Raw genomic sequence first — 26981 nt, 5'->3', positions numbered from 1 at the left:
CATGAAACCTGATCTTAAAACAATTCAAAATTCTCAGAAGTGGTTTTAGGAAAGGTATCTCTAAAATTTGGTTTCCGGCTGGCCGGTATTTCTTTTTTTAGCGAGCAATAAGCCGTAATTTTGAGAGGTATGGAAACCCCCGAACTAGAAATACAACTCAGGACACTACCCTCAAGCCCGGGGGTGTATCAATATTACGATAAGAAAGGCAAGCTTTTATATGTTGGCAAAGCCAAAAACCTAAAGAAGCGTGTCTCATCGTACTTTTCTAAAAATCATGACAATGCGCGTACCCGTATGCTGGTGCGCAAGATTGTGCAGATCAAACATATTGTGGTAGAAAGCGAGACCGATGCCTTGCTGCTCGAAAACAATATGATCAAAAATTACCAGCCGCGCTACAACGTCATGCTTAAGGATGACAAAAGTTATCCGTGGATTTGCATAAAAAACGAGCGCTTCCCAAGGGTGTTTCCTACGAGACGGTTGATCAAAGACGGCAGTGAGTATTACGGCCCCTACACGAGTATGAAAACCGTACATACCCTGCTCGATCTCATCAAAGGGCTGTATCCCCTTCGCACCTGTAACTACGATCTTTCAAAAGAAAAAATAGAGTCGGGTAAATATAAAGTCTGCCTCGAGTATCACTTGGGCAATTGCCTGGGCCCTTGTGAGGATAAGATTTCTGCGGAAACCTATCACGATAATATTGAAGCCATTCGGGATATTGTTAAAGGGAATTTTAAAGACTCGCTACACCGCTTTCGCTCTAAAATGAAAGAACACGCAGATGCGATGGAGTTTGAAGATGCCCAGCGCATCAAAGACAAAATCGATATTCTGGAAGGCTACCAGGCCAAGAGCACCGTGGTCAACCCCTCTATAAATAACGTAGACGTGTTTAGTATCGTGTCTGATGAAGGTTATGGTTATGTCAACTTTTTACAGCTTTCACACGGCGCGATCATACGCTCCCACACGCTCGAACTCAAAAAGAAACTCGATGAATCTGATCAGGAATTGCTCGAGATCGGTATCATTGAGATCAGGCAGCGCTTCAATTCCCAGTCTCCGGAGATTTACACGCCTTTTGAGGTTGATTTGGGCGAAAAATTTAAAGTTACCGTACCAAAATTGGGCGATAAGAAGCGTATTGTAGAACTCTCTGAGCGCAATGCCAAATACTTCAGGATGGAGCGCTTTAAGCAAACCAAAATCGTAGATCCTGATCGTCACGTTAACCGGCTGATGGCGCAGATGAAGGCAGATTTGAGGCTTTCTGCAGAACCGAGGCACATAGAGTGTTTTGATAACTCCAATATTCAGGGAACCAATCCGGTTGCGGCCTGTGTGGTTTTTAAAGATGGAAAACCCAGCAAGAAAGATTATCGTAAATTTAATATCAAGACTGTAACGGGACCTGATGATTTTGCGTCTATGGAAGAGGTGGTTTTTAGACGGTATCGCCGCCTGCTCAATGAAGATGAACCCCTGCCGCAGCTCATTATTGTCGATGGTGGTAAAGGGCAGCTTTCATCTGGGGTTAAGGCTTTAGAAAGCTTAGGCCTTCGCGGAAAGATCGCAATCATTGGTATTGCAAAGCGTCTGGAAGAATTGTTTTATCCTGGAGATTCGATTCCGCTTTATCTGGATAAAAAGAGTGAAACCTTAAAGGTGATCCAGCAGTTGCGGAATGAAGCCCACCGTTTTGGGATTACCTTTCACAGAAACAAACGCAGCAGCAGTGCCTTAAATACCGAGCTGGAAACCATTAGCGGTATTGGTGAAAAAACCGTGGTTGAGTTGCTGAGGCACTTTAGATCGGTAAGTAAAGTCAAGGCCGCTTCAGAAAAAGCCCTTGCAGAAGTCATAGGCCCGGCAAAGGCCAAAATTATTTACGAGCATTATCAACAAACAGAATGAGAAAATACACTGCCTTAGTCCTGCTTCTTTTAACACTGGCTTCCTATGCTCAGGACACGACAGGCGTGGATTTCAGTAATGTGCCGCAGGGCGAAAACTTAAAAGTTGGCCTGGTGCTAAGTGGAGGCGGTGCTAAAGGTCTAGCGCACATTGGCGTCCTTAAAGAACTGGAAGAAGCCGGTATCAAAATAGACTATATTGGTGGTACCAGTATGGGAGCCATCGTTGGCGGACTCTATGCTGCCGGGTACAATGCACATCAGCTCGATTCTATTTTTGCGGTCGTAAATTTTGAGAAACTCATTCAGGATGATATTCCGCGTGACGCCAAATCCTTTCACGAGCGCAGCGATGCCGAAAAATTTGCATTAAGCCTTCCTTTTGATCATTTTAAAATTTCATTTCCCTCGGCGCTTTCTAAGGGTCAAAACATATACAACCTGTTTACACAGCTTACCCATCACGTAGAAGAAACCAGTGATTTTACGCAATTGAGTACACCGTTTTTCTGCGTCGCTACTAATGCTGAAAAAGGAGAAGCTATCATTCTCGATAAGGGCTGTCTTTCTGAAGCCATTACTGCCAGTGGAGCCTTGCCGTCGCTGTTTAGTCCGGTTATTTTAGACGGTCAGTTGCTTATTGACGGCGGGGTTGTAAACAATTATCCGGTAGAAGAGTTGCGTAAACGCGGAGCCAATTTTATCATAGGCGTAGACGTGCAGGATGATTTACGGGATAAGGATGAACTTAAAAGCGCGCCCGAAATGCTGATGCAGATCAACAACTACCGTACCATTGAGGCGATGAAGCAAAAGGCAGTGCTTACAGATATCTACATCAAACCCGATATTGAAGCCTACACCGTGATGGATTTTGAAAAAGGTGCCGAAATCATTGCCGGTGGCGAGGAGCGGGCCAAAGAGTTTGCCGACGATTTTAAAAAGTTGGCCGAATTACAGGGAGCATTTTATCAAAAACCGCCTTTAAAGATTGAGCGGGAAGATACCTTAAGCATTCGCAGTGTGGCCATAAATGGCAATACCTATTATACCCGAAGCTATATACTGGGGAAGCTAAAAATAAAAATGCCGGCCGAGATTACCTATCAACAGCTTTTTGAAGGCATTAATAATCTGGCAGCAAGCAATAATTTTGAGCGCATAAACCACCGTTTGGAAAAATACGAAAGCGGGCAGTATCATCTGGTGTTAAACCTTACCGAAAGCGAGTCAACCACTTACCTGAAAGCAGGATTGCATTATGACGATATTTATAAAAGTGCCGCACTCATTAACATCACCAAAAAGCGCGCACTTTTTAAAAACGATATCGCTTCCCTGAGTGTGGCGTTAGGCGATAACATTCGCTATAATTTTGATTACTACAGCGACAATGGTTTTTATTTGGGCTTTGGTCTTAATTCATCCTACAACAGTTTTGAAACCCGCGTAGATGCTCGTTTTATAGAGCAATTGAGTGATCTGCCGCTTGAAAGTTTCAACAGCCTTACGGTTGACTATCTGGATATAACCAATCAAATCTACCTGCAAACTCTGTTTCAAAAGCAGTTTGCCTTACGAATAGGTCTGGAGCATAAATTTTTGGAAATAGACACCGAAAGCGTGCGCTTAGAAGAAAATCCCGATAGTAAAGTCTATTTTGATAACAGCCATTATTTTAGCGCATACGGCAATTTATTGCTCGACACCTTTGATGATAAATATTTCCCCACCAGCGGCTGGTATTTTAACGGGGACTTTAATTTATACCTGTTTTCATCAGATTATAACAACAATTTTGAAGAGTTTTCACTGGGTAGTGCGCAGCTTAAATACGCAGCAAGCCTGAGCTCGCGTTTTGCTATGGTGCTGGGCGTGGAAGGTGGCTTTAAGATTGGAGGTAGCAGTGTAAGTTCGCTGGACTTTGTGCTTGGGGGCTGGGGTAATGACTTTATTAATAATATCGTGAGTTTCTACGGGTATGATTACATCAGCCTTATTGGAGATGGTCTGGTAAAGTCTGAAGTTACCTTTGATTACAATTTTTATAGAAAACACCATCTTAATTTTGGGGCCAATATTGCCAATATAGAAAACGACCTCTTTACCACCGGTAACTGGCTGTCTGCTCCCAACAATACCGGGTATTTCATGGGTTATGGTCTGGAGACTTTGGTAGGACCTCTGCAAACCAAGCTTTCCTATTCCCCCGAAGTAGATCGCGTGTTTTGGAACTTCAGTTTAGGTTTTTGGTTTTAAGAAAAAATTAGCCCAAAACGCTTTCGGTTTTACGATATTTGTAAATAACGATAACGTTTTCGAAGAAAAATATAAACTATGCCTTTTTATCATCAACTCGGTAAAATTCCGCATAAGCGGCATACCCAATTTAGAAAACCCGATGGCAGCCTGTATTACGAGCAGCTTTTTGGCACCATTGGTTTTGACGGGATGTACTGCAATATGTATCACGAGCAGCGCCCCACTCAGGTTAAAGAGATTAAGGGAAGCAAAAATGTAAAGCCTAAAATTGCTAAAGCAAATCACATTCAATCCTATCGCTTCAGAGGTTTTGAGATCAAACCCGAAGCTGATTATCTGGATAGTCGTAAACCCGTTTTGACAAACAACGACTGTACCATCATTCTGGCAGCTCCACAAAATAAAACGCAGGACTATTTTTATAAAAACAGCGATGCAGACGAACTCATTTTTGTGCATCGCGGCAGCGGAAAATTCCGCAGTCATCTGGGAAATCTCGATTTTAAATACGGGGATTATATCGTGGTACCGCGCGGCACGATTTACAAGATGGATTTTGATGACAGCGACAACCGCCTATTTATTGTAGGATCACGCCACCCCATTTATACCCCAAAACGCTACCGCAACTGGTTTGGTCAACTGCTCGAGCATTCTCCCTTTTGTGAGCGCGATCTGAGAAGGCCCTACGAATTGGAAACCAACAACGAGACCGGCGATTTCCTGATGAAAATCAAGAAACAGGACGATCTGTTTGAGATGATTTATGCCACGCATCCGTTTGATGTGGTCGGTTATGACGGCTACAATTATCCTTACGCATTCTCCATTCACGATTTTGAGCCCATTACCGGGCGCATTCACCAGCCGCCACCGGTACACCAGACTTTTGAGACCAGTGCTTTTGTGGTCTGTAGTTTCTGTCCGCGTAAATACGATTACCATCCGCAGAGTATTCCGGCGCCGTACAACCACAGCAATATTGACAGCGATGAGGTTTTGTATTATGTGGACGGCGATTTTATGAGCCGTAATGATATTGAGGCCGGGCATATTTCGCTGCATCCTGCGGGTATTCCGCACGGGCCGCACCCGGGAGCGACCGAGCGCAGCATTGGCAAGACCGAGACCGAAGAGTTGGCCGTCATGGTAGACACGTTTAAGCCTTTACAGATTTGTGAAGACGCGATGCCTATAGCAGACGAAAGCTATTATAAATCCTGGCTTCCACACGCTCCCCAACCCCCAAAAGGGGAATAAGGCTAAGCCAGATTGAATGATTTTGAGGAGGAGCTGTTTCCTGCTTTCCGCTGTATCTTTTTCCCGGTGCTTCGATACAATTTGCCGCTGGCAAATCACTCAGCAACCGGTAAAAAGGATGCCGCTGCAATCAGGGCTAGTTTAATTAGCCAATTCGGGAATAAGCGAATTTGTTGAAATACCAGATGTTATGGAATATACATTTAGCGATAAATACAAAAACAACATCATTCTTGAAAAGACTTTCAAATTTTCAATGGATATCATTTTATACGCAGAGGAACTTGAAAAAGAACGAAAATTTGTTCTTGCAAATCAAACTCTTAAGTCAGGGACTTCAATTGGTGCCAATGTGAAAGAAGCTCAGAATGCCGAGAGCAATGCTGATTTCATTCACAAAATGAAAGTTGCTTTAAAAGAGGCTGATGAGACAGAATACTGGCTATTTCTCTGTAAGGCGATAAAGCACTATCCAGATACGGGTAACCTTCTTGGTGATTTAAATGAGATATTGAAAATTTTAAACAAAATTATAAGTTCAAGTAAGCGAAGGTAAGAGAACACGCTAATTCGCTACTTGATACATTAACTAATTAATATTATGGGTAAGGAACTAAAATCAGTAGACTACGGTCTCGAAAAAATATTTGAAGGAGCACAGGACTTTTTACCGCTTCTGGGCACCGACTATGTAGAATTTTATGTGGGTAATGCCAAGCAGGCTGCGCACTTTTACAAAACCGCTTTTGGTTTTCAGTCTTTTGCCTACAGCGGGTTAGAAACCGGCCAAAAAGATCGTGTGAGTTATGTATTGAAGCAGGATAAAATTCGTCTGGTGCTTACTTCGCCGCTTAACAGCAACTCGCCGATTAATGATCATATCGTAAAGCACGGTGACGGTGTAAAAGTAGTTGCACTTTGGGTGGAAGACGCGCGCAGCGCTTTCGAAGAAACCACAAAACGCGGAGCTAAGCCCTTTATGGAACCCAAAGTAGAAACCGACGAACACGGCGAAGTCGTACGCTCGGGGATTTACACCTATGGAGAAACCGTGCACATGTTTGTAGAGCGTAAAAACTATAAAGGTCAGTTTATGCCCGGGTATAGAAAATGGGAATCCGCTTACAATCCTGAGCCTACCGGTTTAAAATACATTGACCATATGGTAGGTAATGTAGGCTGGGGCGAGATGAACACCTGGGTTAAATGGTATGAAGACGTGATGGGCTTTGTTAACTTCCTAACCTTCGACGATAAGCAAATCACCACCGAATATTCGGCTTTAATGAGCAAAGTGATGAGCAACGGCAATGGTCGCATCAAATTTCCCATCAACGAACCTGCCGAGGGCATTAAAAAATCACAGATTGAAGAGTATTTGGATTTTTACGAAGGTCCCGGTGTACAGCATCTTGCCGTCGCAACAGATGATATTGTAAGTACCGTTTCGGCCTTAAGAGCCAGAGGGGTCGAGTTTCTGCCACCACCACCACAAGCCTATTATGATGACATCCCGCGCAGACTCGGTGCTCATATGGATACGATGAAAGAAGATCTTTCTAAACTTCAGGAACTTTCCATTCTGGTAGATGCTGATGAAGAAGGTTATTTGCTTCAGATATTCACCAAACCATTACAGGATCGCCCAACCTTATTTTTTGAAATCATACAACGTATGGGCGCAAAAGGTTTTGGAGCCGGTAACTTTAAAGCCCTTTTTGAGTCTATTGAGCGCGAGCAGGCGCAACGCGGAACACTTTAAGCGTTTTAGATATACTATTGAAGCTAAATCCCTGTTGTATAAACGGGGATTTTTCATTTTAATGAAAGCATAACCTGGGAATAATACACTTTTGGCTACTTTTGGAACAACTCTTGTAAAAGCATAGGTATAGGCTTCAAATCAAAGACTATAAAAGCCCATTACGGGCATTTAATAATCAATTTCTACCCAAATAGCTATTGATTGTTTTTGGATAACAAAATTTTAAAAAATGAAAAGGATTTTGACACTTATTATACTGCTCGGTTTTGGCGTTTCTACCTATGCACAGGAGCCGGCATTTCAGGATGGGGAATGGTTTCAATTCCGTATCAGTTACAGCGGCTGGTGGAAGGCCGGAGAGGCAACACTTGCAGTCGTGAATGATACGTACAAAGGTAAGCCGGTCTATCACGTTAAGGGAAAAGGTGTTACCACCGGGATGACCAAATTATTTTTTAGCGTTGAAGATTACTACGAAACCTATATTGACAAGCAAAGTACCATGCCCTATCGTTTTATACGTAAAATTGATGAAGGCGGGCATACCAAAGATAAAATCATCGACTTTGACCAGCAGGCACGCGTGGCTACCGTAAACGATAAAAAGCACAACAGCATTACCACGTATAAAACAGAGCCTTCCATTCACGATATGGTGAGCAGTTTTTATTACCTGCGCAATTCAATTGACACTAAAACTTTGAAAGAAGGTGACGAGACCGTGATCAATATGTTTTTTGATCAGGAGAACTTTAAGTTTAAGCTCAAGTTTTTGGGGCGTGAGGTAATTAAAACCAAATTTGGCAAGGTAAATAGCCTAATTTTTAGACCCTATGTGCAGGCAGGACGTGTTTTTAAAGAGAAAGAAAGTCTTACGGTTTGGATAAGTGATGATCAAAATAAAATACCTTTGCAAATCAAAGCAGATTTAGCAGTAGGCTCTTTAAAAGCAGATATTGAAGCGTATAAAGGTCTAAAGCATCCATTCTACATTATACAAGATTAATGACGCATACAGGCAGTCCTGAAACTCAAGAACAATTAGAAGCGCTACAAAACAAGTTTGACGCGATGGGTCTGAATCTGGGGCATCAGCTTGAAGGTTTTGTTCACAGTAAGCCTATAAACTATTGGGATTACATTCAGGTTGATACGCTGCTTAGTTTGCAAAACCAGCGTACGCTGGTTCCTGATGAGATGGTATTTATTATGTACCATCAGATCAACGAACTACTTTTTAAAATGATCCTGTGGGAAATGGAGCAGGTTGCCAATACTCAGGAATTAACCACCGCTTATTTCAGTGAAAAGCTTCAGCGCATTAGCCGGTATTTTGATATGCTTACCACTTCATTCAACATTATGCGTGAAGGGATGCAGATGGAGCAGTATCTAAAATTCAGAAGAACGCTAAGTCCGGCAAGTGGCTTTCAGAGTGCTCAGTACCGCCTGATAGAATTTGCTTCCACAGAATTTATAAATCTCATTGATGCCCGCTTTCGCGAAAGCTTTAAAACCAAAGATGAGCAGGATCCCCTGTATTATGATGAGGTTGTAGAGCACCTGTACTGGCAGGCTGCCGGCAAAGATTACACTACCGGAGAGAAAACGTACACCTTAAAAGACTTCGAATTGAAATATAAGGAAGACTTTATACGTTTCTTAAAAGCTTACAAAAACTTAAATTTGTGGTCAAAGTTTAAAATGTTGCCCGCCGAAGATCAAAAGGATGCAACGCTGATAGCGGCGATGCGTCATTATGACCATACGGTAAATATAAAATGGGTGATGTCTCATTATCATACTGCGGTGCATTATTTAAATCAGGGTAAAGAACCCCTGGAAGCCACAGGTGGTAGTGACTGGGTCAAATACATGCATCCCAAATATCAAAAACGTATATTTTTTCCTGATTTGTGGTCTGAACAAGAACGCGCAGATTGGGGTAAAGACAATTAATCGTAATCCTTAACTTATCAAAAGCCCAAAATTGAAAAAATTAAGTCTCATACTTATGGCTATGCTTACCCTAATAGGCTGCGCCGACGATGAAACAAAAGAAAAAGAACCTGTTGTAAAGGAGGTCAAAAAACCGAAGACTAAAAAGTTTGGTTATATACTTGACGATTATGAGGTTATTTCAGACACCATCCAACCCGGTGATAGTTTTGGGCAAATTCTCTTCGAAAACGGTATTGATTACGGGACTATTCAGCAAATTACAGATTCGGTTGCTTCGGTATTTGATACCCGTAAGATTGTTGCGGGTAAACCCTACACGCTGCTAAAAAGCAAAGATTCAACCGGCCAGGCACAGGTATTTATCTACGAAGAAAATAAAATTGACTATGTGGTGCTCGACTTTAAGGATGAGGTTGTGCAGGCTTTGGCCAAAAAGAGACCGGTTACCGTAAAAGAACGTATCGCCTATGGGGTAATTGAAGATAATCTTTCAACAACCTTTGATGATTTAGGTCTTAATATTCTGGTTGCCTACGGGATGGCAGATATTTATGCCTGGACTATTGACTTCTTCAAGCTTCAGCCCGGTGATAAGTTTAAAGTCATTTATACCGAAAAATACATTAATGATACGATACCTGCAGGTTTTGGCAAGATAAAAGCCAGCTGGTTTGAACATAAAGGAAAACCCATTTATGCTTTTGCTTTCGTTAGTGACAGCATCAAGGGTAAACCCGATTATTACGACGAGAATGCAGAAAATTTAAGACGTGCTTTTTTAAAGAGTCCGCTTAAGTTTGGTCGTATTTCTTCCCGCTATAACCTAAAGCGCAGAATCGCCTATTACGGTAACCGCATACGTCCACATAAAGGAACCGATTTTGCTGCACCTGTAGGCACCCCGATTATGGCGACTTCAGACGGTACCGTCATCGCTTCAGAATATCGCGGTGGTAATGGGAATTATGTGAAATTACGCCATAACGGCACTTACGACACCCAATATTTGCATATGAGCAAGCGCGCTGTAAGTCGCGGAGATTATGTGCGTCAGGGAGAAGTAATTGGTTATATTGGTATGACCGGAAACACTAGCGGACCTCACGTGTGCTACCGTTTTTGGAAAAATGGAAAGCAGGTAGATCCGTTTAACATTGATCTGCCTACTTCAGAACCTCTGGCTGAAGAACTGCAGCCCGAATATTACGAACTTATCGCTCCATTAAGAGCGCAACTAGATGAAATAACCTTCGATAAATCAACTTAGAAATGAAAAAAATCAATCCCACACAGACCAAAGCCTGGAAGGCCCTTCAAGCTCACTTTGAAAACATAAAAGATCTTCAAATGAAAAAATTATTTGAGGATACGGGCCGGGCGGAAGCGTTCACCTTAAAATGGGATGATTTTTTAGTTGACTACAGCAAAAACCGAATGACTGCAGAAACCAAATCCTTACTGCTTGATTTGGCTGAAGAAATGAATCTGGAGGAAGCACGCGCAGCGTACTTTGCCGGAGCCGAAATTAACGAGACCGAAGGACGTGCGGTGATGCACACCGCTTTGCGTCAGCCAAAAGATGCGCACGTAAGCATTGATGGTGCAGATGTGATTCCTGAGGTTAATGAAGTAAAAGAAAAGATAAAAGGATTTTGCGATACAGTTATCAGCGGAAGCCATAAAGGGTATACCGGCAAAGCTATTACCGATGTGGTGAATATAGGGATTGGAGGTTCAGATCTGGGGCCCGTAATGGTTGCCGAAGCCTTGGCCTATTATCACAATCATCTCAATGTGCATTTTATCTCTAACGTAGATGGCGATCACGTGCACGAATCATTGAAATCTTTGAATCCGGAGACCACTCTTTTTGTAATCGTTTCAAAAACCTTTACCACGCAGGAAACCCTTTCAAACGCTAATACAGCGCGTAAATGGTTTTTAGGTAAGGTTGCGGGCGCAGCAAGTGAAGGTGAAGCGGTGGCTAAACATTTCGTTGCGGTTTCTACTAATGAGGAAGCGGTGAAAGATTTTGGCATAGATCCTAACAACGTGTTCACAATTTGGGACTGGGTTGGTGGTCGTTTTTCGCTTTGGAGTTCTGTTGGCCTTTCTATAGCGCTGGCAGTAGGATACAGCAATTTTGAAAGTATGCTTGCAGGAGCTCACAAAGCCGATGAGCATTTTAAAAATGCTGATTTGGGCGAAAACATTCCGGTGATGATGGCGCTTACGACGGTTTGGTACAACAACTTCTTTGGTGCCGAAAGTGAAGCGATTATTCCCTATACACAGTATTTGCACCGTTTTCCCGCTTATTTACAGCAAGCGATTATGGAAAGCAACGGGAAAAGTGTAGACCGTAACGGGAAACACGTAGATTATCAAACCGGTCAAATCGTTTGGGGCGAGCCGGGGACCAACTCACAACACGCCTTTTTCCAACTCATACACCAGGGGACCAAAATTATCCCAACCCATTTTATAGGATATAAACACTCGCTTCACGGCGATACCGATCATCACAATAAATTGATGGCAAACTTTTTTGCACAGACCGAAGCGTTGATGAATGGTAAAACCGAAGCCGAGGCCCGCGAAGAACTTCAATCTTCGGGGATGGACTCAGGTGCGATTGACAAGCTGGTTCCGTTTAAAGTATTTGATGGAAACAAGCCGACAACCACACTTCTTATAGACAAGCTAACTCCTGAAAGTTTGGGAGCTTTAATTGCCTTATACGAACACAAAATCTTCACAGAGGGTATCCTTTGGAATATCTACAGTTACGATCAGTGGGGTGTGGAGCTTGGTAAACAGCTTGCCAAAAATGTACTGAATGACCTCAATTCAGATCAGGTAGCTGCTCACGATGCTTCAACCACGCAGTTAATTAAAGCTTTTAAGAGTTAATTAACGAGTGTTGATAAGTTTTAGGTTTAATTCAACGAACTGGCTTTTAGCGAGTTGTTTGTTGCGTTATTTTTAGCAGAAGTTAAAAAAGAGAAAATAATCCTTAACGTTCTCTTAATATTTAAATGGGTCTTTTATAAGACTTTTGCGCAAAATCTAAACTTAAACAAGCACAATGAAAAAAATTACAAGTTTACTTACACTTGTGTTTCTTTTGCTTACTGCTGCGGCACAGGCTCAAGGGACTATTCGTGGAACTGTAGTAGATGGTGAGAATGGTACACCCCTACCCGGAGTTAACGTTGTTATTGAGGGCACCACAAACGGTGTTTCAACAGACTTTGATGGAAATTTTTCTATTAGTCCCAAAACTGAAACTGGGGTATTAGCAATTTCTTATGTAGGCTTTAAGAAAAAAACAATTCCCTTTACAAACTCTTCTCAGGATATGGGAACCATTTCTCTAATGGTGGACTCAGATGCTTTAGACGAAGTTATTGTTACTGCTTATAACCTGGCTATTGATAGAAAAACACCTGTAGCTGTTTCTACTATCAAGGCTGCAGAGATCGAAAATAAGCTTGGTAACCAGGAATTTCCAGAAATTGTACGAAATACACCCGGTATCTATGTAACCCGTGGTGGTGGTGGTTTTGGAGATTCTGAACTGCGTTTACGTGGTTTCAACTCAGAGAACGTTGCGGTGATGATCAATGGTATTCCGGTAAACGATATGGAAAATGGTCGTGTATACTGGAGTAACTGGGCTGGTCTTTCTGATGTTACAAGTACTATTCAAATTCAAAGAGGTTTGGGAGCTTCTAAATTGGCGGTTCCTTCTATTGGTGGTACAATGAATATCGTAACAAAGTCAACTGATGCAGAAAAGGGTGGTAATGTAAATATGATGACGGGTAATGACGGTTACACTAAGTACGGTTTTACACTTTCTACTGGCTTAATGGATAATGGATGGGCAGCAACAATTGCCGCTTCTAAAACTTCAGGGCGTGGTTTCGTAGATGGAACTCCTTTTGAAGCGTATTCCTATTTTCTAAATATCGCTAAAGAAATAAATGAAAATCAAAGTTTATCTCTTACAGTTTTTGGTGCGCCTCAAGTACACGGTCAGCGTCAAAACAGATTATTGATTAACGATTTTAGAGTAAGTGAGCGCGGTATTAAAACAAATATTGACTATGGTTATCTTAATGGTCAATTTGTTAGTATTGAAGATAACTTCTACCATAAACCAAAAGCAATGCTTAACCACTTTTGGGATATCAATGACAAAACAAGACTTGCCACTTCAATTTATGCCTCTTATGGAACTGGAGGTGGAGGTGGTCGCTCTGGGGTGAATAAATTTCAGGCAGATAATTTAAACTATCGTGATGAGATTTATGGTCCTGTTAATCTTGACATCATCGTTGACGAGAACAAAGCTTTGGGCATTGAAGGTTCTGAAACTATTTTAAGAGCATCAAGAAACAACCACCAGTGGTACGGTGCGATTTCTACTTTATCGACAGAACTAACAGAGAATATTGACTTTAGTGGAGGTCTTGATATTAGATGGTATAAAGGAGAGCATTTTACAGAATTGACCGACTTATTGGGAGGACGATACTTCTTAGATGATAGCAACGTAAATAACCCAGTTTTTGCTGCAAAAGAAGGAGATAAAATCCTATATTATGATGAAGGTTTTACCCGTTGGGCTGGTGTATTTACGCAGGCAGAATATAGTAAAGATGAACTTTCAGCTTTTGTTTCTGCGGCTGCTAACAGAACAAGTTATAAGCGTATAGACTACTTCAATTATGAAGATGGAGACCCACTTCAAGAAACAGACTGGATAGGTTTTACCGGCGGAAGTATTAAAGGTGGTGCAAACTATAATCTGGATGGCGTAAATAATGTTTTTGCTAACATCGGTTATTTTGAACGGGCACCATTCAACAATGCTGTATTCTTAAACTTTTCAAACCTGGAGAACGAAGATGCAGTGAATCAAAAAATATTCAGTGCTGAGCTTGGTTATGGTTTAAGAACTTCTAAATTCCGTGCTGATGTAAACCTATATCGTACCCAGTGGAATGATCGTACTGAAATTGTCAACCGATCTACTGATGAAGAAGTTATTATTGGAAATATTTTAGGAGTAAACGCACTACACCAGGGTGTTGAGCTTGAATTTGAATACAGACCTACCGATAAATTGAGTTTTGACGGTATGGTTTCAATAGGAGACTGGAAATGGAATAACAACGTTGAGGGCGTTGAGCTTTTTAATGATGAACGAGAATTGGTAGAAACTGTAGATGTAATTATAGATGGTTTGAAGGTGGGTAACTCTGCGCAAACTACCTTTGCACTAGGAGGAAGCTACGATATCATTCCAAGTACTACCTTAAGAGCAAATTATTTCTTTGCGGGTGATTATTATTCTGATTTTGATCCATCAGACAGGGGCTCTGCAGGTCCTCAAACCTGGAAAATGCCAGATTATGGTCTTTTAGATTTAGGGCTAACTCATCGTTTTCAGTTTGGAGGCTTCGCAACCGTTTTGAGAGCAAATGTGTTTAATGTTTTAGATACTGAGTATATTTCTGATTCTCAGGATGGACCAGGGTCAAATGCAGCCAATGCTCAAGTATTTTTTGGGCCTGGTAGAACCTACTCTGTGGGAGCAACAATTAATTTTTAAAAATAAAAGCAATGAAAAATTTATATTATTTATTAGCGCTTCTGCTTAGCATCACCGCTTGTAATCCAGTGGATGAGATCTACGATGAACTCGAGGCGGCAGAAGCAGATGTTAATGGTGTAGTTGAATACACCTTAGAAGAAGACGACTATACAGAAACTCTTGGTCTGCGTTTTCCAAATTTTGGAAGTATCGAAGAAGCAGGTCAACTAATACCAATTATATTGGATTCTGTTTATCCAATTTTAGGAGAGGGATCTACCGCTTTTGTTGGATATGATCGTTTTTTTAGAAAAAGCACCGAAGATAGTCTTGTTGTATACACTGTCACCAATGACGACTATGAAAATTATCCTGCAACAGCTAGATTTAGAAATTTTAGTAATAATGAAGATGTAATTCCATTTTTGGAGGAGAAGTATCCTAACGCCGTAAATCGTATGTTAGTTTCTCTCACATACAAACTTTATAATGGAAGGTTTGCTGAAACTGTAAATAATGGTTTTCTGTATTCTGGAGGCGAATGGTCATTCATTACCGGTTTTACTGAAGATGAGTATAATGAGGCTGGAGAAGTTTTTGCTAATTTTTCATCAGAAGATGAAGCCGAGTTTAAGATTCCTCGTATGTTAAAGAGACGGGATGAATTTCAAGAGGAGCCAATGGTTAATACCATAGTACAAACAATGTATAAACTTTATTTGAGAGATGAAAGTGATCTTGACGGAGACGATAATACAAGCGAACGCTTAGATTATAGTTTTATTAAAAACTTTGTTTATAATGGTGAGAATTGGGTAGAGTATAATAATATATTATCTGAAACTCTACAATTCGGTTACGAAGATGGTGTCTGGGTGCCTGATAATACCATTAACTATACTTTTGAAAGAGAGGATTACAACACAGTTTCTAGTCTATTTATTGACACCTATCCGGGTCCTGCAGATAATGTTGGTTTCTTTGGTAGCTTTGATCGTAGATCTGCCAGTTCTAATTATTGGAGTGACGATATGTTGCTTGAAGCTATGGATGCTTTTCTAGATCAGCTTGATCCTAACGCGGAAGAGGAACAAAAATATGTTTTGACTTTTGCGGTTTACACTGGTAGTACCATAACTGTAAGTTACAGATTGATTAAATCTAACGGAGACTGGGTTTTAAACCAGTAAATGCCATATAGAACTGCGAAAAACTCCTTTTTTAAAGGAGTTTTTTGTTTAAAAAAAGGATTATGAAAATTAGTAATATTTGGTTTCTAGGATTAACATCGCTGTTATTACTGTCCTGTAGTGGGTCTGATGACGGAACAGTTAACCCTTCGCCAGAACCTGAACCAGAGCTAGAAGCACCGGTTGCTAACGATGATGCTGTTTCAGGAACAGAAAATGAGGAGTTGATTATTGAAAATCTGACAGCAAATGATGATGCTGCCGGAGGTGCACGTATTACATTTGTAACTTCTACTACAGCTCAAGGGGGTGCGATTGCAGATAATCGTAGTGGCACCTATACCTACGTAGCTCCTCAAAATTTCACCGGTCAAGACAGCTTCAATTATGAGCTTTGTTTAAATGCAGATACTAGCATCTGCTCGACTGGAACTGTGGTAATCACAGTGGCTGATGCTGGTACTCCAATAGCAAATGATGATGAAATAGGAACAGCAAAAAATCAAAGTATTACTGTTGATGACTTGCTTGATAATGATGAACTGCTGGATGGTGCTGTACTAACAGAAGTAGATGGGAGCTCATCTCAGGGTCAGGTAATTCTCAATTCAAATGGAACGGTAACTTATACTCCCACAACAGATTTTGTAGGTGAAGATACTTTTACCTATAGCCTTTGTGATAACGATACTCCGGCAACTTGTGTAACGGCTACAGTTACAGTCACCGTACTTAATCCGCTAAGTTTTAACATTCCTGCTGAACTTCAGCCATACTACGGGACAACTAGTTTCTTTGAAAATTCTGATTTGACATTTGATGCGCTTTCAGATTTAACACAAGACAAGCACACTACAATCCTCACCTATTTTCAGCGTCACGATTACCTCTACGATGCAGACGAAGACCCGTCAAACTCTGCTAATGTAATACTGATGTATACGGGTGAAAGTCGCGATCGCAGAGAGTGGACGTCGGGTAGTAATCCACATTCGCCACAGACCTTTAATACGGAACATATTTTCCCACAATCCCTCTTATCTACCGAAGATGCAGTGACTGATCTGCACCATCTACGTTCTACAGATGACGCGATAAACTCATTGCGTCTCAATTATCCGTTTGTAGATGGAAGCGGTATTTACAAGTTGGTTAACGACAATTCTTGGTATCCCGGCGATGAGTGGAAGGGAGATGTAGCGCGTATGGTACTTTACCTAAATATTCGTTATGGAGAAGACTTTAATAAAGTAGGCAACATTGATCTCTTTCTAAAATGGAACCGAGAAGATCCAGTGTCTGAATTCGAAAAGCAGCGCAATAATGTAATTCAGGGTGCTCAGGGCAATCGTAACCCATTTATTGACAATCCGTATCTGATTACCTTGATATGGGGCGGCACACCTGCCCAGAATACCTGGCAGTAACCGACACCTCAAAATTCTAAAAACCCTTCCCACAACGGAAGGGTTTTTTGGTTTCAGCTGTTTTTAAAAGCATGGGTTTCACCTCAAAAAGTTATCTTTGAAAAACAAAAACTGAATCATGTATAATACCATTCAATTTGTACACTCCTATTGGGCCTATCTTGTGCTCATCGTACTTACCATAACGACTATAAATGTGATCGTTTCCTATTTTGGAAATAAAGAATTTGGCGCCCGTGATTTTCGTCTGGCACTTTTTACACTGATTGTGACGCATATTCAGTTGCTGATAGGAATCGTACTTTACTTTGTTTCACCATTGGGCGCTAAAGCAATCGCTTCTGAAGGGATGAGTGCTGCAATGAAAGATCCTAATCTGAGGTTGTACGTTGTGGAGCATCCGCTCGCGATGATTGTAACCGTAGTATTCATAACGATTGGCTACAGCAAACACAAAAAGAAACTGACATCAAAGCCCAAGTTTAAATTACTGGCTATTTTTTATACCCTTGCATTGATCGTAATGCTAACACGCATTCCGTGGGCTAATTGGTTTTAAATTGGACCTGAGATTTTAGACCCAATTATTTAGATAAAAAAACCCTATGAATAGCGCGCTATTTATAGGGTTTTTAATTTTGTCTAACGTCTAACGTCTAACGTCTAACGTCTAACGTCTAACGTCTAACGTCTAACGTCTAACGTCTAACGATTCATCCAGTCTTCGATTTCTTCAACCTCAAGCGGAATGTTGCGCATCAGGTTAAAAGGTTCGCCACTTTCCTGAATTACTACATCATCTTCCAGACGAATACCAAAACCTTCATTGGGCAAATAAATACCCGGTTCTACCGTAAACACATTATTGGCTTGCATGGGTTCGTGCAGCAATCCGTAATCGTGGGTGTCCAGACCAATATGGTGTGAAGTGCCGTGCATAAAATACTTTTTGTAAGCCGGCCAGTCTTTGTTTTCGTTTTGAACATCAGCTTTATCAAGAAGCCCAAGACCTATTAATTCCGAAGTCATCAGTTTACCCACTTCTTCGTGATAGGGTCCCCAGAGCGCTCCGGGTACTAACATCTTGGTCGCTTCCTTTTTTACACGCAGCACGGCATTGTAAACTTCTTTTTGACGCTCTGTAAACCTTCCGCTTACCGGGATGGTTCGGGTCATATCGCTGCTGTAATTGGCATATTCTGCACCTATATCCAGCAAGATCAATTCTCCGGCTTTACATTCAGAATTATTGACTACATAGTGCAAAACATTCGCGTTGTTTCCGCTTGCGACAATAGGCGTATAGGCAAAACCTCTGGAGCGATTTCTAAGGAACTCGTGCATGAATTCGGCTTCAATCTCATACTCCATCACGCCGGGTTTTACAAACTGCAGCACGCGCTTAAAACCTTTTTCGGTGATGTTACAGGCCTGCTGCATAATGTCGAGTTCAATAGGATCTTTAACCGAACGCAACCTTTGCAAAATAGGATTGCTTTTTGCTACGCGATGAGCGGGATACTGTTCTTTCACGGCTTTGTTGAAACGTGCCTCACGGGTTTCGGTTTCAACATTAGCACGGTAGTGTTCGTTGGTGTTGATGTAGAGCGTTTCGGCCTGAGTCATCAGTTCGTAGAAGATTTTATCCCATTCTTTAAGCCAGTAAACCGTTTTTACACCGCTCACTTCATACGCGCGTTCTTTGGTAAGTTTTTCACCTTCCCAAACAGCGATATGATCATTGGTTTCCTTTAAGAACAGGATTTCGCGGTGCTTTTCTTTCGGGCAATCAGGAAATAACACCAGGATACTTTCTTCCTGATCTACTCCGCTTAAAAAGAACAAATCGCGGTTCTGCTGAAAAGGCATCGTGCTGTCTGCACCTATGGGGTAAATATCGTTACTGTTAAACACCGCAAGACTATTTGGCTGCATAGCCTCCATAAAATTTTTACGGTTTTTGATAAATAAGTTGCGGTCTATAGGGTCGTATTTCATCTGTTGTTATTTATTTTTTAAAGGTCAGATGCAATGTCCAATTATAATCTTTGGTTGGTTTGCAACGACTTTGCTAATGGACATTTCATAATTGAATTTGAATTTTTTCAAAGGTACAGGAAATTGTAGGGATGCTGAAATAAAGTGAATATGCCCTCCCTTCGAAGTGAGGGATGTTTTAGATTTGGAGGTTAGGACATTCCTCATAAAAAGGGTATTTTAGGGCTTCTTAATTTTACACACTCTACTATGCGTCCGTTTTTTCTTGTTTTTTCTTTTCTGTTTTCCCTTGTCGGCTTTGCTCAGGAATCTATCGTAAAAAATATTCCGTTTAAAAATGTAGGCCCTACGATTATGAGTGGCCGGGTGGTTGACATTGATGTCAATCCACAAAACAGTGCCGAGTTTTATGTAGGCTACGCTACTGGCGGAGTCTGGCACACCGTCAATAATGGAATTACGTTTGAGTCGGTTTTTGATGCAGCACCTACTCAAAACGTGGGCGATATCGCCATAAACTGGGATGAAAACATCATCTGGGTAGGAACCGGTGAGACCATTTCTTCCCGCTCTTCCTATGCCGGGATCGGAATTTTAAAAAGTACCGATAACGGGAAAACTTGGGAACAAAAGGGACTACTCGATTCGCATCACATCAGCGATATTATTTTAGATGAAAGCAATCCGGACGTGGTAGTCGTAGCGGCTTTGGGGCATTTGTATTCGCCTAACGATGAGCGCGGCGTATTTAAAACCACCAATGGTGGCGACACCTGGACCAAAACACTTTTCGTAAGCGATCAGGCGGGGATTATCAGTCTCGTTGCTGCGCCCGATAACTCAAAGGTGATGTACGCGGCATCCTGGGATCGTGAGCGTGCTGCGTGGAATTTCAGAGGTGCCGGGGTTAATTCAGGCATTTATAAGTCTACCAATGCCGGTGATACCTGGCAGCTGGTAACTGCAGATACGGCATTTCCGCTGGGCGAGGGCACCGGGCGAATAGGTCTTGCCGTAGTGGATGCCAACACGGTTTATGCGGTTCACGATAACCAGAATTTTAGGGATGCGGGCGAAAACAAAGAAGCTAAAAAGAAAGACGAGTTGGAGCCTGAGCAATTTCAGGAAATGACTAAAGCCGAATTTTTGGCACTTGAAGAAGCAAAGCTGAAAGACTACCTGCAAACCAAACGTTTCCCCAGAGAATACGATGTGCAGAAGGTTAAGGATTTGGTTAAAAACGACGAACTCAAACCAATTGATTTCTTTAAATACACCTACGATCGCAACGCGACCGAAGAGGAAGGTGAGGTGATAGGGGCTGAAGTATTTAAAACCACAGACGGTGGTGAAACCTGGAACAGAACCCACGAAGGGTATATTGATGATTTCTTCTTTTCGTACGGATATGTTTTCGCGGAGATGACGGTAAACCCACAAAATCCTGATGAGTTTTATATGGTGGGTGTGCCTGTCGTAAAATCTACAGACGGCGGGAAAACATTCAGTTATATTGATGAACCCAATCTGCACGTAGATCATCACGTGGTGTGGATTGATCCAAAAATGCCGAATCACCTCATTAACGGAAACGATGGTGGTCTCAATATGTCTTACGACGGCGGGAAAACCTGGTCAAAACTGAATTCGATGCCCTTAGGTCAGTTTTATGCGATTAATGTAGACTATGAAAAGCCCTACAATGTATATGGCGGATTACAGGATAACGGTACCTGGAAAGGCCCCAGCACCTATGAAGCTTCAAAAGAATGGGAGGCAGAAGGTAAATATCCGTACGAGCGTGTGGGTGGTGGTGACGGTATGCAGGTGCAAATAGATCGCAGAAACAGCGATATTATTTACGTGGGTTCGCAGTTTGGGTATTATAACCGCATCAATCTGGAAACCGGTGAACGCGAATTCATTCGACCCAGTCACACAGTGGGCGAAGAGCCCTATCGCTTCAATTGGGAGACGCCTATCTTGCTTTCTTCGCACAATCAGGGTATTTTGTATCTGGGAGGAAACAAGCTGATGCGTTCTATGAATCAGGGGAAAGACTGGACGGCAATTTCGCCCGATCTGACCACCGGCGGCAAAAAAGGCAATGTGCCTTACGGAACCTTAACCACCATCAGTGAATCTCCTTTTCAGTTTGGACTTTTGTACACCGGTAGTGACGATGGACTCATCCAGGCTACTCAGGATGCCGGTGGAAGCTGGGATGTCATCTCTGAAACGCTTCCACAGGAATTGTGGATTAGTACAGTTTTGGCTTCCAAACATAAAAAGAGCCGTGTGTATGCAAGCCTTAACGGTTATCGTTACGACGATTTTAAACCTTATGTTTATGTGAGTGAAGATTTTGGTAAAACCTGGAAAGACATTAGTGCTAACCTGCCCGATTCTCCTGTAAATGTGATTATCGAAGATCCTGTAAAAGAAAATATCCTGTATTTGGGTACTGATGAAGCTTCTTACGTTTCGTTCGATAGCGGAAAATCCTGGGCGTTATTTAAAGGAAGTATGCCCGCCGTGGCAGTACACGATATGGTAGTGCAGACCGAAGCAAACGATCTTGTGGTAGGGACACACGGCCGCTCAATTTTTATTTCCAGTTTAAATGATATTCAAAGTTTTGATCCCGCTAAGACCGAAGCTTTACAGCTTTTCAAAATAGAGGATGTTGATTATTCGACCAACTGGGGCAGAAGCTGGAGCGCCTGGAGAGAGGCCTATACGCCTGAAATTCAAATCGGGTTTTATGCGCCGGTTACAGGAACTGCAACGCTAAACATTCAGTCTGAAGCAGGAAAAACACTTAAGTCCTGGGAAGCCTCGGTAGATAAAGGCTTTAATTATGTGCCTTACGACTTGAGTATCACCGAAAACGGTAAAGACCAACTCGAAAAAGCAAATAAAGACCTTAAAATGAAGAAAGCCGATAACGGCTTGTATTACCTACCCGCAGGGAAATATACGTTGGAGGTTAAGTTGGATGGAAATTCTAAAACCACTAGTCTGGAAGTAAAAGAAGGCAACCGCCGCAGAGATGCTGCGCAGGCTGCCGCTAACAGTCCGGAAGAGGACTAACCCAAACCCAATGGAATTAAATCTGAGCATCCCGGCCTTGTTGTTTCCGGCCATTTCTTTAACGATGTTGGCCTATAACGCGCGCTATCTGGCCATTGCAGCGCTTATTCGCGATTTGCATAAGCAGTATCAAAATCATTCTTCAAGTCCGGTAAAAAAGCAAATCAAGCAACTGCGTAAACGTTTGGGAATTATCAAGGCGATGCAGGCAATGGCGATCATCAGCTTTATTTTGGCCGTAGTGACGATGTTTTTGATTTATATCGAAATGAAAATAGTAGCCAACCTGGTTTTCGGGATAAGTCTGGTTGCATTGATGATTTCTTTAAGTCTTTCGTTTATAGAAGTGCAATTAAGTACCAAAGCTTTGGGAATACAACTCAATGATATGGAAGATTAATGCTCCTTGCGCGCAAATTCAATGCTAAATATTTCGGATAGATAAATCTCAATAGATTGATTGTCAGCAGTGATTTTTAGAATCTTTTAAGATTCTCTGTTTAACGAGAAGCCTATATTTCAAAGGTTTTCGGAAGAAATCTTAAACAATTTTCAAGTTATTTAAAACCATTCCAAAAGCGGTCTCAAAGTTTGTGAAAACAAGCGCTGAGCCGTATTTTTGCATCACTAAATTAAAAACGTAAATAAATGGGAATCATTTCCTCTTCTATCGCCCGAAAAGTAGCTATGGCACTTTCAGGTTTGTTCCTTGTATTGTTTTTAGGTCAGCATTTTACAATCAATGTAACCTCGACTTTTAGTCCGGAAACCTTCAACTCCTGGTCTCATTTTATGGGAACCAATTTTTTGGTACAGGCTATCTTACAGCCCGTTCTGATTTTTGGAGTTATTTTTCACTTTGTGATGGGTTTTATTCTGGAAGCCCGCAACCGTTCCGCGCGTAGCATCAGCTATGTGAGTTATAAAGGAAATGCAAACTCCAGCTGGGTAAGTCGCAATATGATCTATACCGGTCTTGTGGTGCTTGCATTTTTAGGATTGCACTTTTATGACTTTTGGTTTCCGGAAATGGTTCACAAATATGTAGAATCAAATCCAGAAGATGCTACACGCTATTATGGGGAGTTGGTAGAGAAATTTCACGACCCGCTTCGTACGGGTTTTTACGTGATTTCGTTTGTATTTCTGGCTTTGCACCTGTTTCACGGTTTTGCATCTTCGTTTCAATCCGTGGGCTTTAATAACAAATACGCGACCGGCTTAAAGAAGTTTGCCAAGGTTTATGCAATCGCCATCCCTGCAGGTTTTATTTTCATCGCGTTGTTTCACCATTTTAATCACTAGACCATGTCAGAATTAAAATCAAATATACCAGACGGACCACTTGCTCAAAAGTGGACTAAACATAAAAACGATATTAATCTCGTTAACCCGGCAAACAAGCGTAACATTGATGTTATCGTAGTTGGGACGGGTCTTGCGGGAGGTAGTGCTGCTGCTACACTGGCAGAATTGGGCTACAACGTTAAAACATTTTGCTATCAGGATTCTCCACGTCGTGCACACTCTATTGCAGCACAGGGAGGTATCAATGCGGCAAAAAACTATCAGGGAGACGGGGATTCAAACTACCGTTTATTCTACGATACGATAAAAGGAGGTGACTACCGTTCGCGCGAAGCAAACGTGTATCGCCTTGCTGAAGTTTCTTCAAATATTATTGACCAGTGCGTGGCACAGGGGGTTCCTTTTGCCCGCGAATACGGTGGTTTGTTAGACAACCGTTCTTTTGGTGGGGTTTTGGTTTCCAGAACTTTTTATGCGAAAGGACAAACCGGTCAGCAGTTGCTTTTAGGAGCCTATTCTGCGATGAATCGTCAGATAAACCGGGGTAAAATTCAGCCGTTTAACCGTCACGAGATGTTAGATTTAGTGCTGGTAGATGGCAAGGCGCGTGGGATTATTGCCCGTGACCTGGTAACCGGTGCGATCGAAAGACATTCGGCTCACGCCGTGGTTTTAGCCAGTGGTGGTTATGGTAACGTATTCTTCCTTTCTACCAATGCGATGGGAAGTAACGTGATGGCAGCGTGGAGAGCACACCGTCGTGGTGCATACTTTGCAAACCCTTGCTATACGCAGATTCACCCTACCTGTATTCCGGTTTCGGGAGATCATCAGTCTAAACTGACCTTGATGTCTGAATCGCTGCGTAATGACGGGCGTATCTGGGTTCCGGCTAAAAAAGAAGATGCCGAAGCGATACGTGCCGGTAAATTAAAACCTACCGAAATTAAAGAGGAAGACCGCGATTACTACTTGGAGCGTCGTTATCCTGCGTTTGGTAACCTGGTGCCTCGTGATGTGGCTTCCAGAGCAGCAAAAGAGCGTTGCGATGCCGGTTTTGGAGTAAATAAAACAGGAGAAGCTGTATATCTTGATTTCAAGAGTGCGATCATCCGCTACGGAAAAGAAGAAGCTTTGATTAACGGAAATCAAAATCCTACCGATCAGGAGGTTTACGATTACGGTAAAAAGGTTGTAGAAAACAAATACGGAAACCTCTTCCAGATGTACGAGAAGATTGTTGATGAAGATCCGTATAAAACCCCAATGATGATTTACCCTGCTGTGCATTACACCATGGGAGGTCTTTGGGTAGATTACAACTTACAGACTACCATCCCCGGTTGTTATGCCGCCGGTGAAGCCAATTTCTCTGATCACGGGGCTAACCGTCTTGGAGCTTCGGCTTTGATGCAAGGTTTAGCTGACGGGTATTTCGTTTTGCCTTACACGATAGGAGATTACCTTTCAAAAGACATTCGAACCGGTAAAATCCCAACAGATTCTCCCGAGTTTGATCAGGCTGAGAAAGATGTACGCGATCGTATGACGAAGTTGATGAGCGGTAAAGGCACGCATTCCGTTGATTATTACCACAAAAAATTGGGTAAAATCATGTGGAATAAATGTGGAATGTCTCGTAATGCGAAAGAATTACAGGAGGCGATGGATGAGATTGCTGAGTTGCGCAAGGATTTCTGGGAAAATGTAAAAGTACCCGGAACGATTGATTCGAAAAATGCGGAGCTGGAGAAAGCCGGAAGGGTAGCAGATTTCCTTGAATTGGGAGAATTGTTTGCTAAAGACGCATTAACGCGTAACGAGTCTTGTGGAGGTCACTTTAGAGAAGAATATCAAACTCCGGAAGGGGAAGCCTTGCGTGATGATGAGAATTTCAGTTTTGTTTCTGCCTGGGAATACAATGAAAACCCCAGAGAAGCTAAACTTCATAAGGAGGAATTGGTTTTTGAAAACATTGAAGTTAAGACCCGTTCGTACAAATAGAAGTTAAAAGTTATGTGTTAATGGTTAATTGGGGATGAGTGATATCAAAAGTTTTGAAGATTTAAATTGCTGGAAAATGGCAAGAGAACTTCGAAATGATATCAGTAGACTTTTGAAAACATTCCCGGATCATGAAAAATTTGAATTGATTGCTCAGATGAGAAGAGCTTCAAGATCAGTAACACATAATATTGCAGAAGGCTACGGAAGGTTTCACCACAAGGAGAATATACAGTTTTGTAGAACCTCACGTGGCTCTTTGCACGAATTGCTTGATCAGTTTATAACTGCTTTTGACGAGGGTTATATAGATCAGGAAGTTTTAGATAAATATAAAAAGCAGGTGTATGATTGTTTAGCGGTTTTGAATGGTTATATCAATTATTTGAAACGCGCATCCAATTAACATTTAACAATTAACAAATAACGTTTATGAAACTTACGTTAAAAATATGGCGTCAGGAAAGCGCTAAGGCAAAAGGAGCGATGAAAACCTATCAGATTGATGGGATTGACGGAGATATGTCTTTTCTTGAAATGCTAGACGTGCTTAATGAAGATTTGATTAATAAAGGTGAAGTGCCGGTTGAATTTGATCACGATTGCCGCGAGGGAATTTGTGGTAGCTGTTCGCTGCAAATCAACGGGGAGCCTCACGGTCCGGATCGTTTGGTGACTACCTGCCAGTTGCATATGCGCAAGTTTAATGATGGAGACACTATTACTATCGAGCCTTTTAGAGCAACAGCGTTTCCGGTGATTCAGGATTTGATTGTAGATCGTTCTGCTTTTGACCGCATTCAACAAGCGGGCGGGTATATCTCAGTTAATACTTCAGGAAACACTGTTGATGCAAACGCAATTCCCATCGAAAAACAAAATGCAGACGACTCATTCTATGCTGCTACTTGTATAGGTTGTGGAGCTTGTGTGGCGGCTTGTAAGAATGCTTCGGCTATGTTGTTTACATCTGCTAAGGTATCTCAGTTTGCCTTGCTTCCACAGGGAGAGGTAGAAGCTACTGAGCGTGTTCAAAATATGGTGCGCCAGATGGATTTGGAAGGTTTTGGTAACTGCACCAATACCGGGGCTTGCGAAATAGAATGTCCTAAAGGTATTTCTTTAGAGAACATCGCCCGTATGAATCGTGAGTATTTAAGCGCAGTAAGCAAAGGATAATTT

The 26981-nt window shown here is 41.9% G+C and carries 20 protein-coding genes; 19 read left to right on the top strand and 1 reads right to left on the bottom strand.

Annotated elements, in window-relative coordinates; genetic code table 11:
• The first annotated feature begins 129 nt into the window (after positions 1-129).
• The 13 genes from uvrC to LLW17_RS03470 all read left to right on the top strand — a co-directional run bounded on the left by uvrC (position 130) and on the right by LLW17_RS03470 (position 17955).
• Positions 130-1926: an excinuclease ABC subunit UvrC gene (gene uvrC / locus LLW17_RS03530; RefSeq protein ID WP_228228885.1), complete on the top strand. Its 1797-nt coding sequence runs from the start codon at positions 130-132 to the stop codon at positions 1924-1926.
• Entirely contained in the window at positions 1923-4184 is a 2262-nt protein-coding gene (locus tag LLW17_RS03525) for a patatin-like phospholipase family protein (protein ID WP_228228884.1), read from the top strand. The genes uvrC and LLW17_RS03525 overlap by 4 nt, the downstream gene beginning before the upstream one ends.
• A gap of 78 nt (positions 4185-4262) precedes the next feature.
• Positions 4263-5447 (top strand): homogentisate 1,2-dioxygenase, encoded by a 1185-nt coding sequence (locus tag LLW17_RS03520; RefSeq protein ID WP_228228883.1) that lies wholly within the window; start codon positions 4263-4265, stop codon positions 5445-5447.
• Positions 5448-5637: 190 nt separating this feature from the next.
• Entirely contained in the window at positions 5638-6003 is a 366-nt protein-coding gene (locus LLW17_RS03515; protein ID WP_228228882.1) for a four helix bundle protein, read from the top strand.
• Positions 6004-6048: 45 nt separating this feature from the next.
• Positions 6049-7209 (top strand): 4-hydroxyphenylpyruvate dioxygenase, encoded by a 1161-nt coding sequence (gene hppD, locus LLW17_RS03510; RefSeq protein WP_228228881.1) that lies wholly within the window; start codon positions 6049-6051, stop codon positions 7207-7209.
• A gap of 232 nt (positions 7210-7441) precedes the next feature.
• Entirely contained in the window at positions 7442-8218 is a 777-nt protein-coding gene (locus tag LLW17_RS03505; protein ID WP_228228880.1) for a DUF3108 domain-containing protein, read from the top strand.
• Positions 8218-9171 (top strand): tryptophan 2,3-dioxygenase family protein, encoded by a 954-nt coding sequence (locus tag LLW17_RS03500; protein WP_228228879.1) that lies wholly within the window; start codon positions 8218-8220, stop codon positions 9169-9171. The genes LLW17_RS03505 and LLW17_RS03500 overlap by 1 nt, the downstream gene beginning before the upstream one ends.
• Before the next feature lie 31 nt (positions 9172-9202).
• A complete protein-coding gene (locus LLW17_RS03495) occupies positions 9203-10441 on the top strand; it encodes a M23 family metallopeptidase (RefSeq protein WP_228228878.1) in 1239 nt (412 codons plus the stop codon).
• A gap of 2 nt (positions 10442-10443) precedes the next feature.
• Entirely contained in the window at positions 10444-12087 is a 1644-nt protein-coding gene (pgi, locus tag LLW17_RS03490; RefSeq protein WP_228228877.1) for a glucose-6-phosphate isomerase, read from the top strand.
• Between the two features lie 175 nt (positions 12088-12262).
• Complete coding sequence (locus LLW17_RS03485; RefSeq protein WP_228228876.1) at positions 12263-14797, top strand: TonB-dependent receptor; 2535 nt, start codon at positions 12263-12265, stop codon at positions 14795-14797.
• A gap of 11 nt (positions 14798-14808) precedes the next feature.
• The gene (locus tag LLW17_RS03480) at positions 14809-15969 is read left to right on the top strand and encodes a hypothetical protein (protein WP_228228875.1); all 1161 of its coding nucleotides are present in this window, start codon (positions 14809-14811) and stop codon (positions 15967-15969) included.
• A gap of 62 nt (positions 15970-16031) precedes the next feature.
• Positions 16032-17396, top strand: coding sequence for an endonuclease (locus tag LLW17_RS03475; protein WP_228228874.1), 1365 nt, complete (start codon positions 16032-16034; stop codon positions 17394-17396).
• 118 nt (positions 17397-17514) lie between these two features.
• Entirely contained in the window at positions 17515-17955 is a 441-nt protein-coding gene (locus tag LLW17_RS03470; protein ID WP_228228873.1) for a hypothetical protein, read from the top strand.
• 146 nt (positions 17956-18101) lie between these two features.
• Here the strand turns inward: LLW17_RS03470 and LLW17_RS03465 are convergent, their stop codons facing one another.
• Entirely contained in the window at positions 18102-19394 is a 1293-nt protein-coding gene (locus LLW17_RS03465) for an aminopeptidase P family protein (RefSeq protein WP_228228872.1), read from the bottom strand.
• A 249-nt stretch (positions 19395-19643) separates the two neighbouring features.
• Between LLW17_RS03465 and LLW17_RS03460 the strand changes: the two genes are divergently transcribed.
• The 6 genes from LLW17_RS03460 (at position 19644) to LLW17_RS03435 (ending at position 26978) form a co-directional block, all read left to right on the top strand.
• Positions 19644-22487: a WD40/YVTN/BNR-like repeat-containing protein gene (locus tag LLW17_RS03460; protein ID WP_228228871.1), complete on the top strand. Its 2844-nt coding sequence runs from the start codon at positions 19644-19646 to the stop codon at positions 22485-22487.
• Between the two features lie 10 nt (positions 22488-22497).
• Positions 22498-22887, top strand: coding sequence for a DUF2721 domain-containing protein (locus LLW17_RS03455; protein WP_099645566.1), 390 nt, complete (start codon positions 22498-22500; stop codon positions 22885-22887).
• A gap of 248 nt (positions 22888-23135) precedes the next feature.
• The gene (locus tag LLW17_RS03450; RefSeq protein WP_228228870.1) at positions 23136-23792 is read left to right on the top strand and encodes a succinate dehydrogenase cytochrome b subunit; all 657 of its coding nucleotides are present in this window, start codon (positions 23136-23138) and stop codon (positions 23790-23792) included.
• A gap of 3 nt (positions 23793-23795) precedes the next feature.
• Complete coding sequence (locus LLW17_RS03445; protein ID WP_228228869.1) at positions 23796-25799, top strand: fumarate reductase/succinate dehydrogenase flavoprotein subunit; 2004 nt, start codon at positions 23796-23798, stop codon at positions 25797-25799.
• A 34-nt stretch (positions 25800-25833) separates the two neighbouring features.
• Complete coding sequence (locus LLW17_RS03440; RefSeq protein WP_228228868.1) at positions 25834-26205, top strand: four helix bundle protein; 372 nt, start codon at positions 25834-25836, stop codon at positions 26203-26205.
• Between the two features lie 26 nt (positions 26206-26231).
• Positions 26232-26978, top strand: a complete 747-nt coding sequence (locus tag LLW17_RS03435) for a succinate dehydrogenase/fumarate reductase iron-sulfur subunit (protein ID WP_099645570.1) — start codon at positions 26232-26234, stop codon at positions 26976-26978.
• Positions 26979-26981: the final 3 nt, after the last annotated feature.

Source organism: Leeuwenhoekiella parthenopeia (genome assembly GCF_020782115.1).
Classification (GTDB): Bacteria; Bacteroidota; Bacteroidia; order Flavobacteriales; family Flavobacteriaceae; genus Leeuwenhoekiella; species Leeuwenhoekiella parthenopeia.
The sequence above is the reverse complement of the archived record's forward strand: the minus strand, read 5'-3'. Positions and strand labels throughout refer to the sequence as shown.

What these genes read in the sequence shown, in the direction of transcription:
- LLW17_RS03460 (WP_228228871.1), top strand. Translation starts at nt 19,644, where the DNA reads ATGCGTCCGTTTTTTCTTGTTTTTTCTTTTCTGTTTTCCCTTGTCGGC.
- LLW17_RS03520 (WP_228228883.1), top strand. Translation starts at nt 4,263, where the DNA reads ATGCCTTTTTATCATCAACTCGGTAAAATTCCGCATAAGCGGCATACC.
- pgi (WP_228228877.1), top strand. Translation starts at nt 10,444, where the DNA reads ATGAAAAAAATCAATCCCACACAGACCAAAGCCTGGAAGGCCCTTCAA.
- LLW17_RS03470 (WP_228228873.1), top strand. Translation starts at nt 17,515, where the DNA reads ATGTATAATACCATTCAATTTGTACACTCCTATTGGGCCTATCTTGTG.
- LLW17_RS03465 (WP_228228872.1), bottom strand. Translation starts at nt 19,394, where the DNA reads ATGAAATACGACCCTATAGACCGCAACTTATTTATCAAAAACCGTAAA.
- LLW17_RS03480 (WP_228228875.1), top strand. Translation starts at nt 14,809, where the DNA reads ATGAAAAATTTATATTATTTATTAGCGCTTCTGCTTAGCATCACCGCT.
- LLW17_RS03435 (WP_099645570.1), top strand. Translation starts at nt 26,232, where the DNA reads ATGAAACTTACGTTAAAAATATGGCGTCAGGAAAGCGCTAAGGCAAAA.
- LLW17_RS03515 (WP_228228882.1), top strand. Translation starts at nt 5,638, where the DNA reads ATGGAATATACATTTAGCGATAAATACAAAAACAACATCATTCTTGAA.
- LLW17_RS03450 (WP_228228870.1), top strand. Translation starts at nt 23,136, where the DNA reads ATGGGAATCATTTCCTCTTCTATCGCCCGAAAAGTAGCTATGGCACTT.
- LLW17_RS03500 (WP_228228879.1), top strand. Translation starts at nt 8,218, where the DNA reads ATGACGCATACAGGCAGTCCTGAAACTCAAGAACAATTAGAAGCGCTA.
- LLW17_RS03485 (WP_228228876.1), top strand. Translation starts at nt 12,263, where the DNA reads ATGAAAAAAATTACAAGTTTACTTACACTTGTGTTTCTTTTGCTTACT.
- LLW17_RS03475 (WP_228228874.1), top strand. Translation starts at nt 16,032, where the DNA reads ATGAAAATTAGTAATATTTGGTTTCTAGGATTAACATCGCTGTTATTA.
- LLW17_RS03445 (WP_228228869.1), top strand. Translation starts at nt 23,796, where the DNA reads ATGTCAGAATTAAAATCAAATATACCAGACGGACCACTTGCTCAAAAG.
- LLW17_RS03440 (WP_228228868.1), top strand. Translation starts at nt 25,834, where the DNA reads ATGAGTGATATCAAAAGTTTTGAAGATTTAAATTGCTGGAAAATGGCA.
- hppD (WP_228228881.1), top strand. Translation starts at nt 6,049, where the DNA reads ATGGGTAAGGAACTAAAATCAGTAGACTACGGTCTCGAAAAAATATTT.
- uvrC (WP_228228885.1), top strand. Translation starts at nt 130, where the DNA reads ATGGAAACCCCCGAACTAGAAATACAACTCAGGACACTACCCTCAAGC.
- LLW17_RS03525 (WP_228228884.1), top strand. Translation starts at nt 1,923, where the DNA reads ATGAGAAAATACACTGCCTTAGTCCTGCTTCTTTTAACACTGGCTTCC.
- LLW17_RS03455 (WP_099645566.1), top strand. Translation starts at nt 22,498, where the DNA reads ATGGAATTAAATCTGAGCATCCCGGCCTTGTTGTTTCCGGCCATTTCT.
- LLW17_RS03505 (WP_228228880.1), top strand. Translation starts at nt 7,442, where the DNA reads ATGAAAAGGATTTTGACACTTATTATACTGCTCGGTTTTGGCGTTTCT.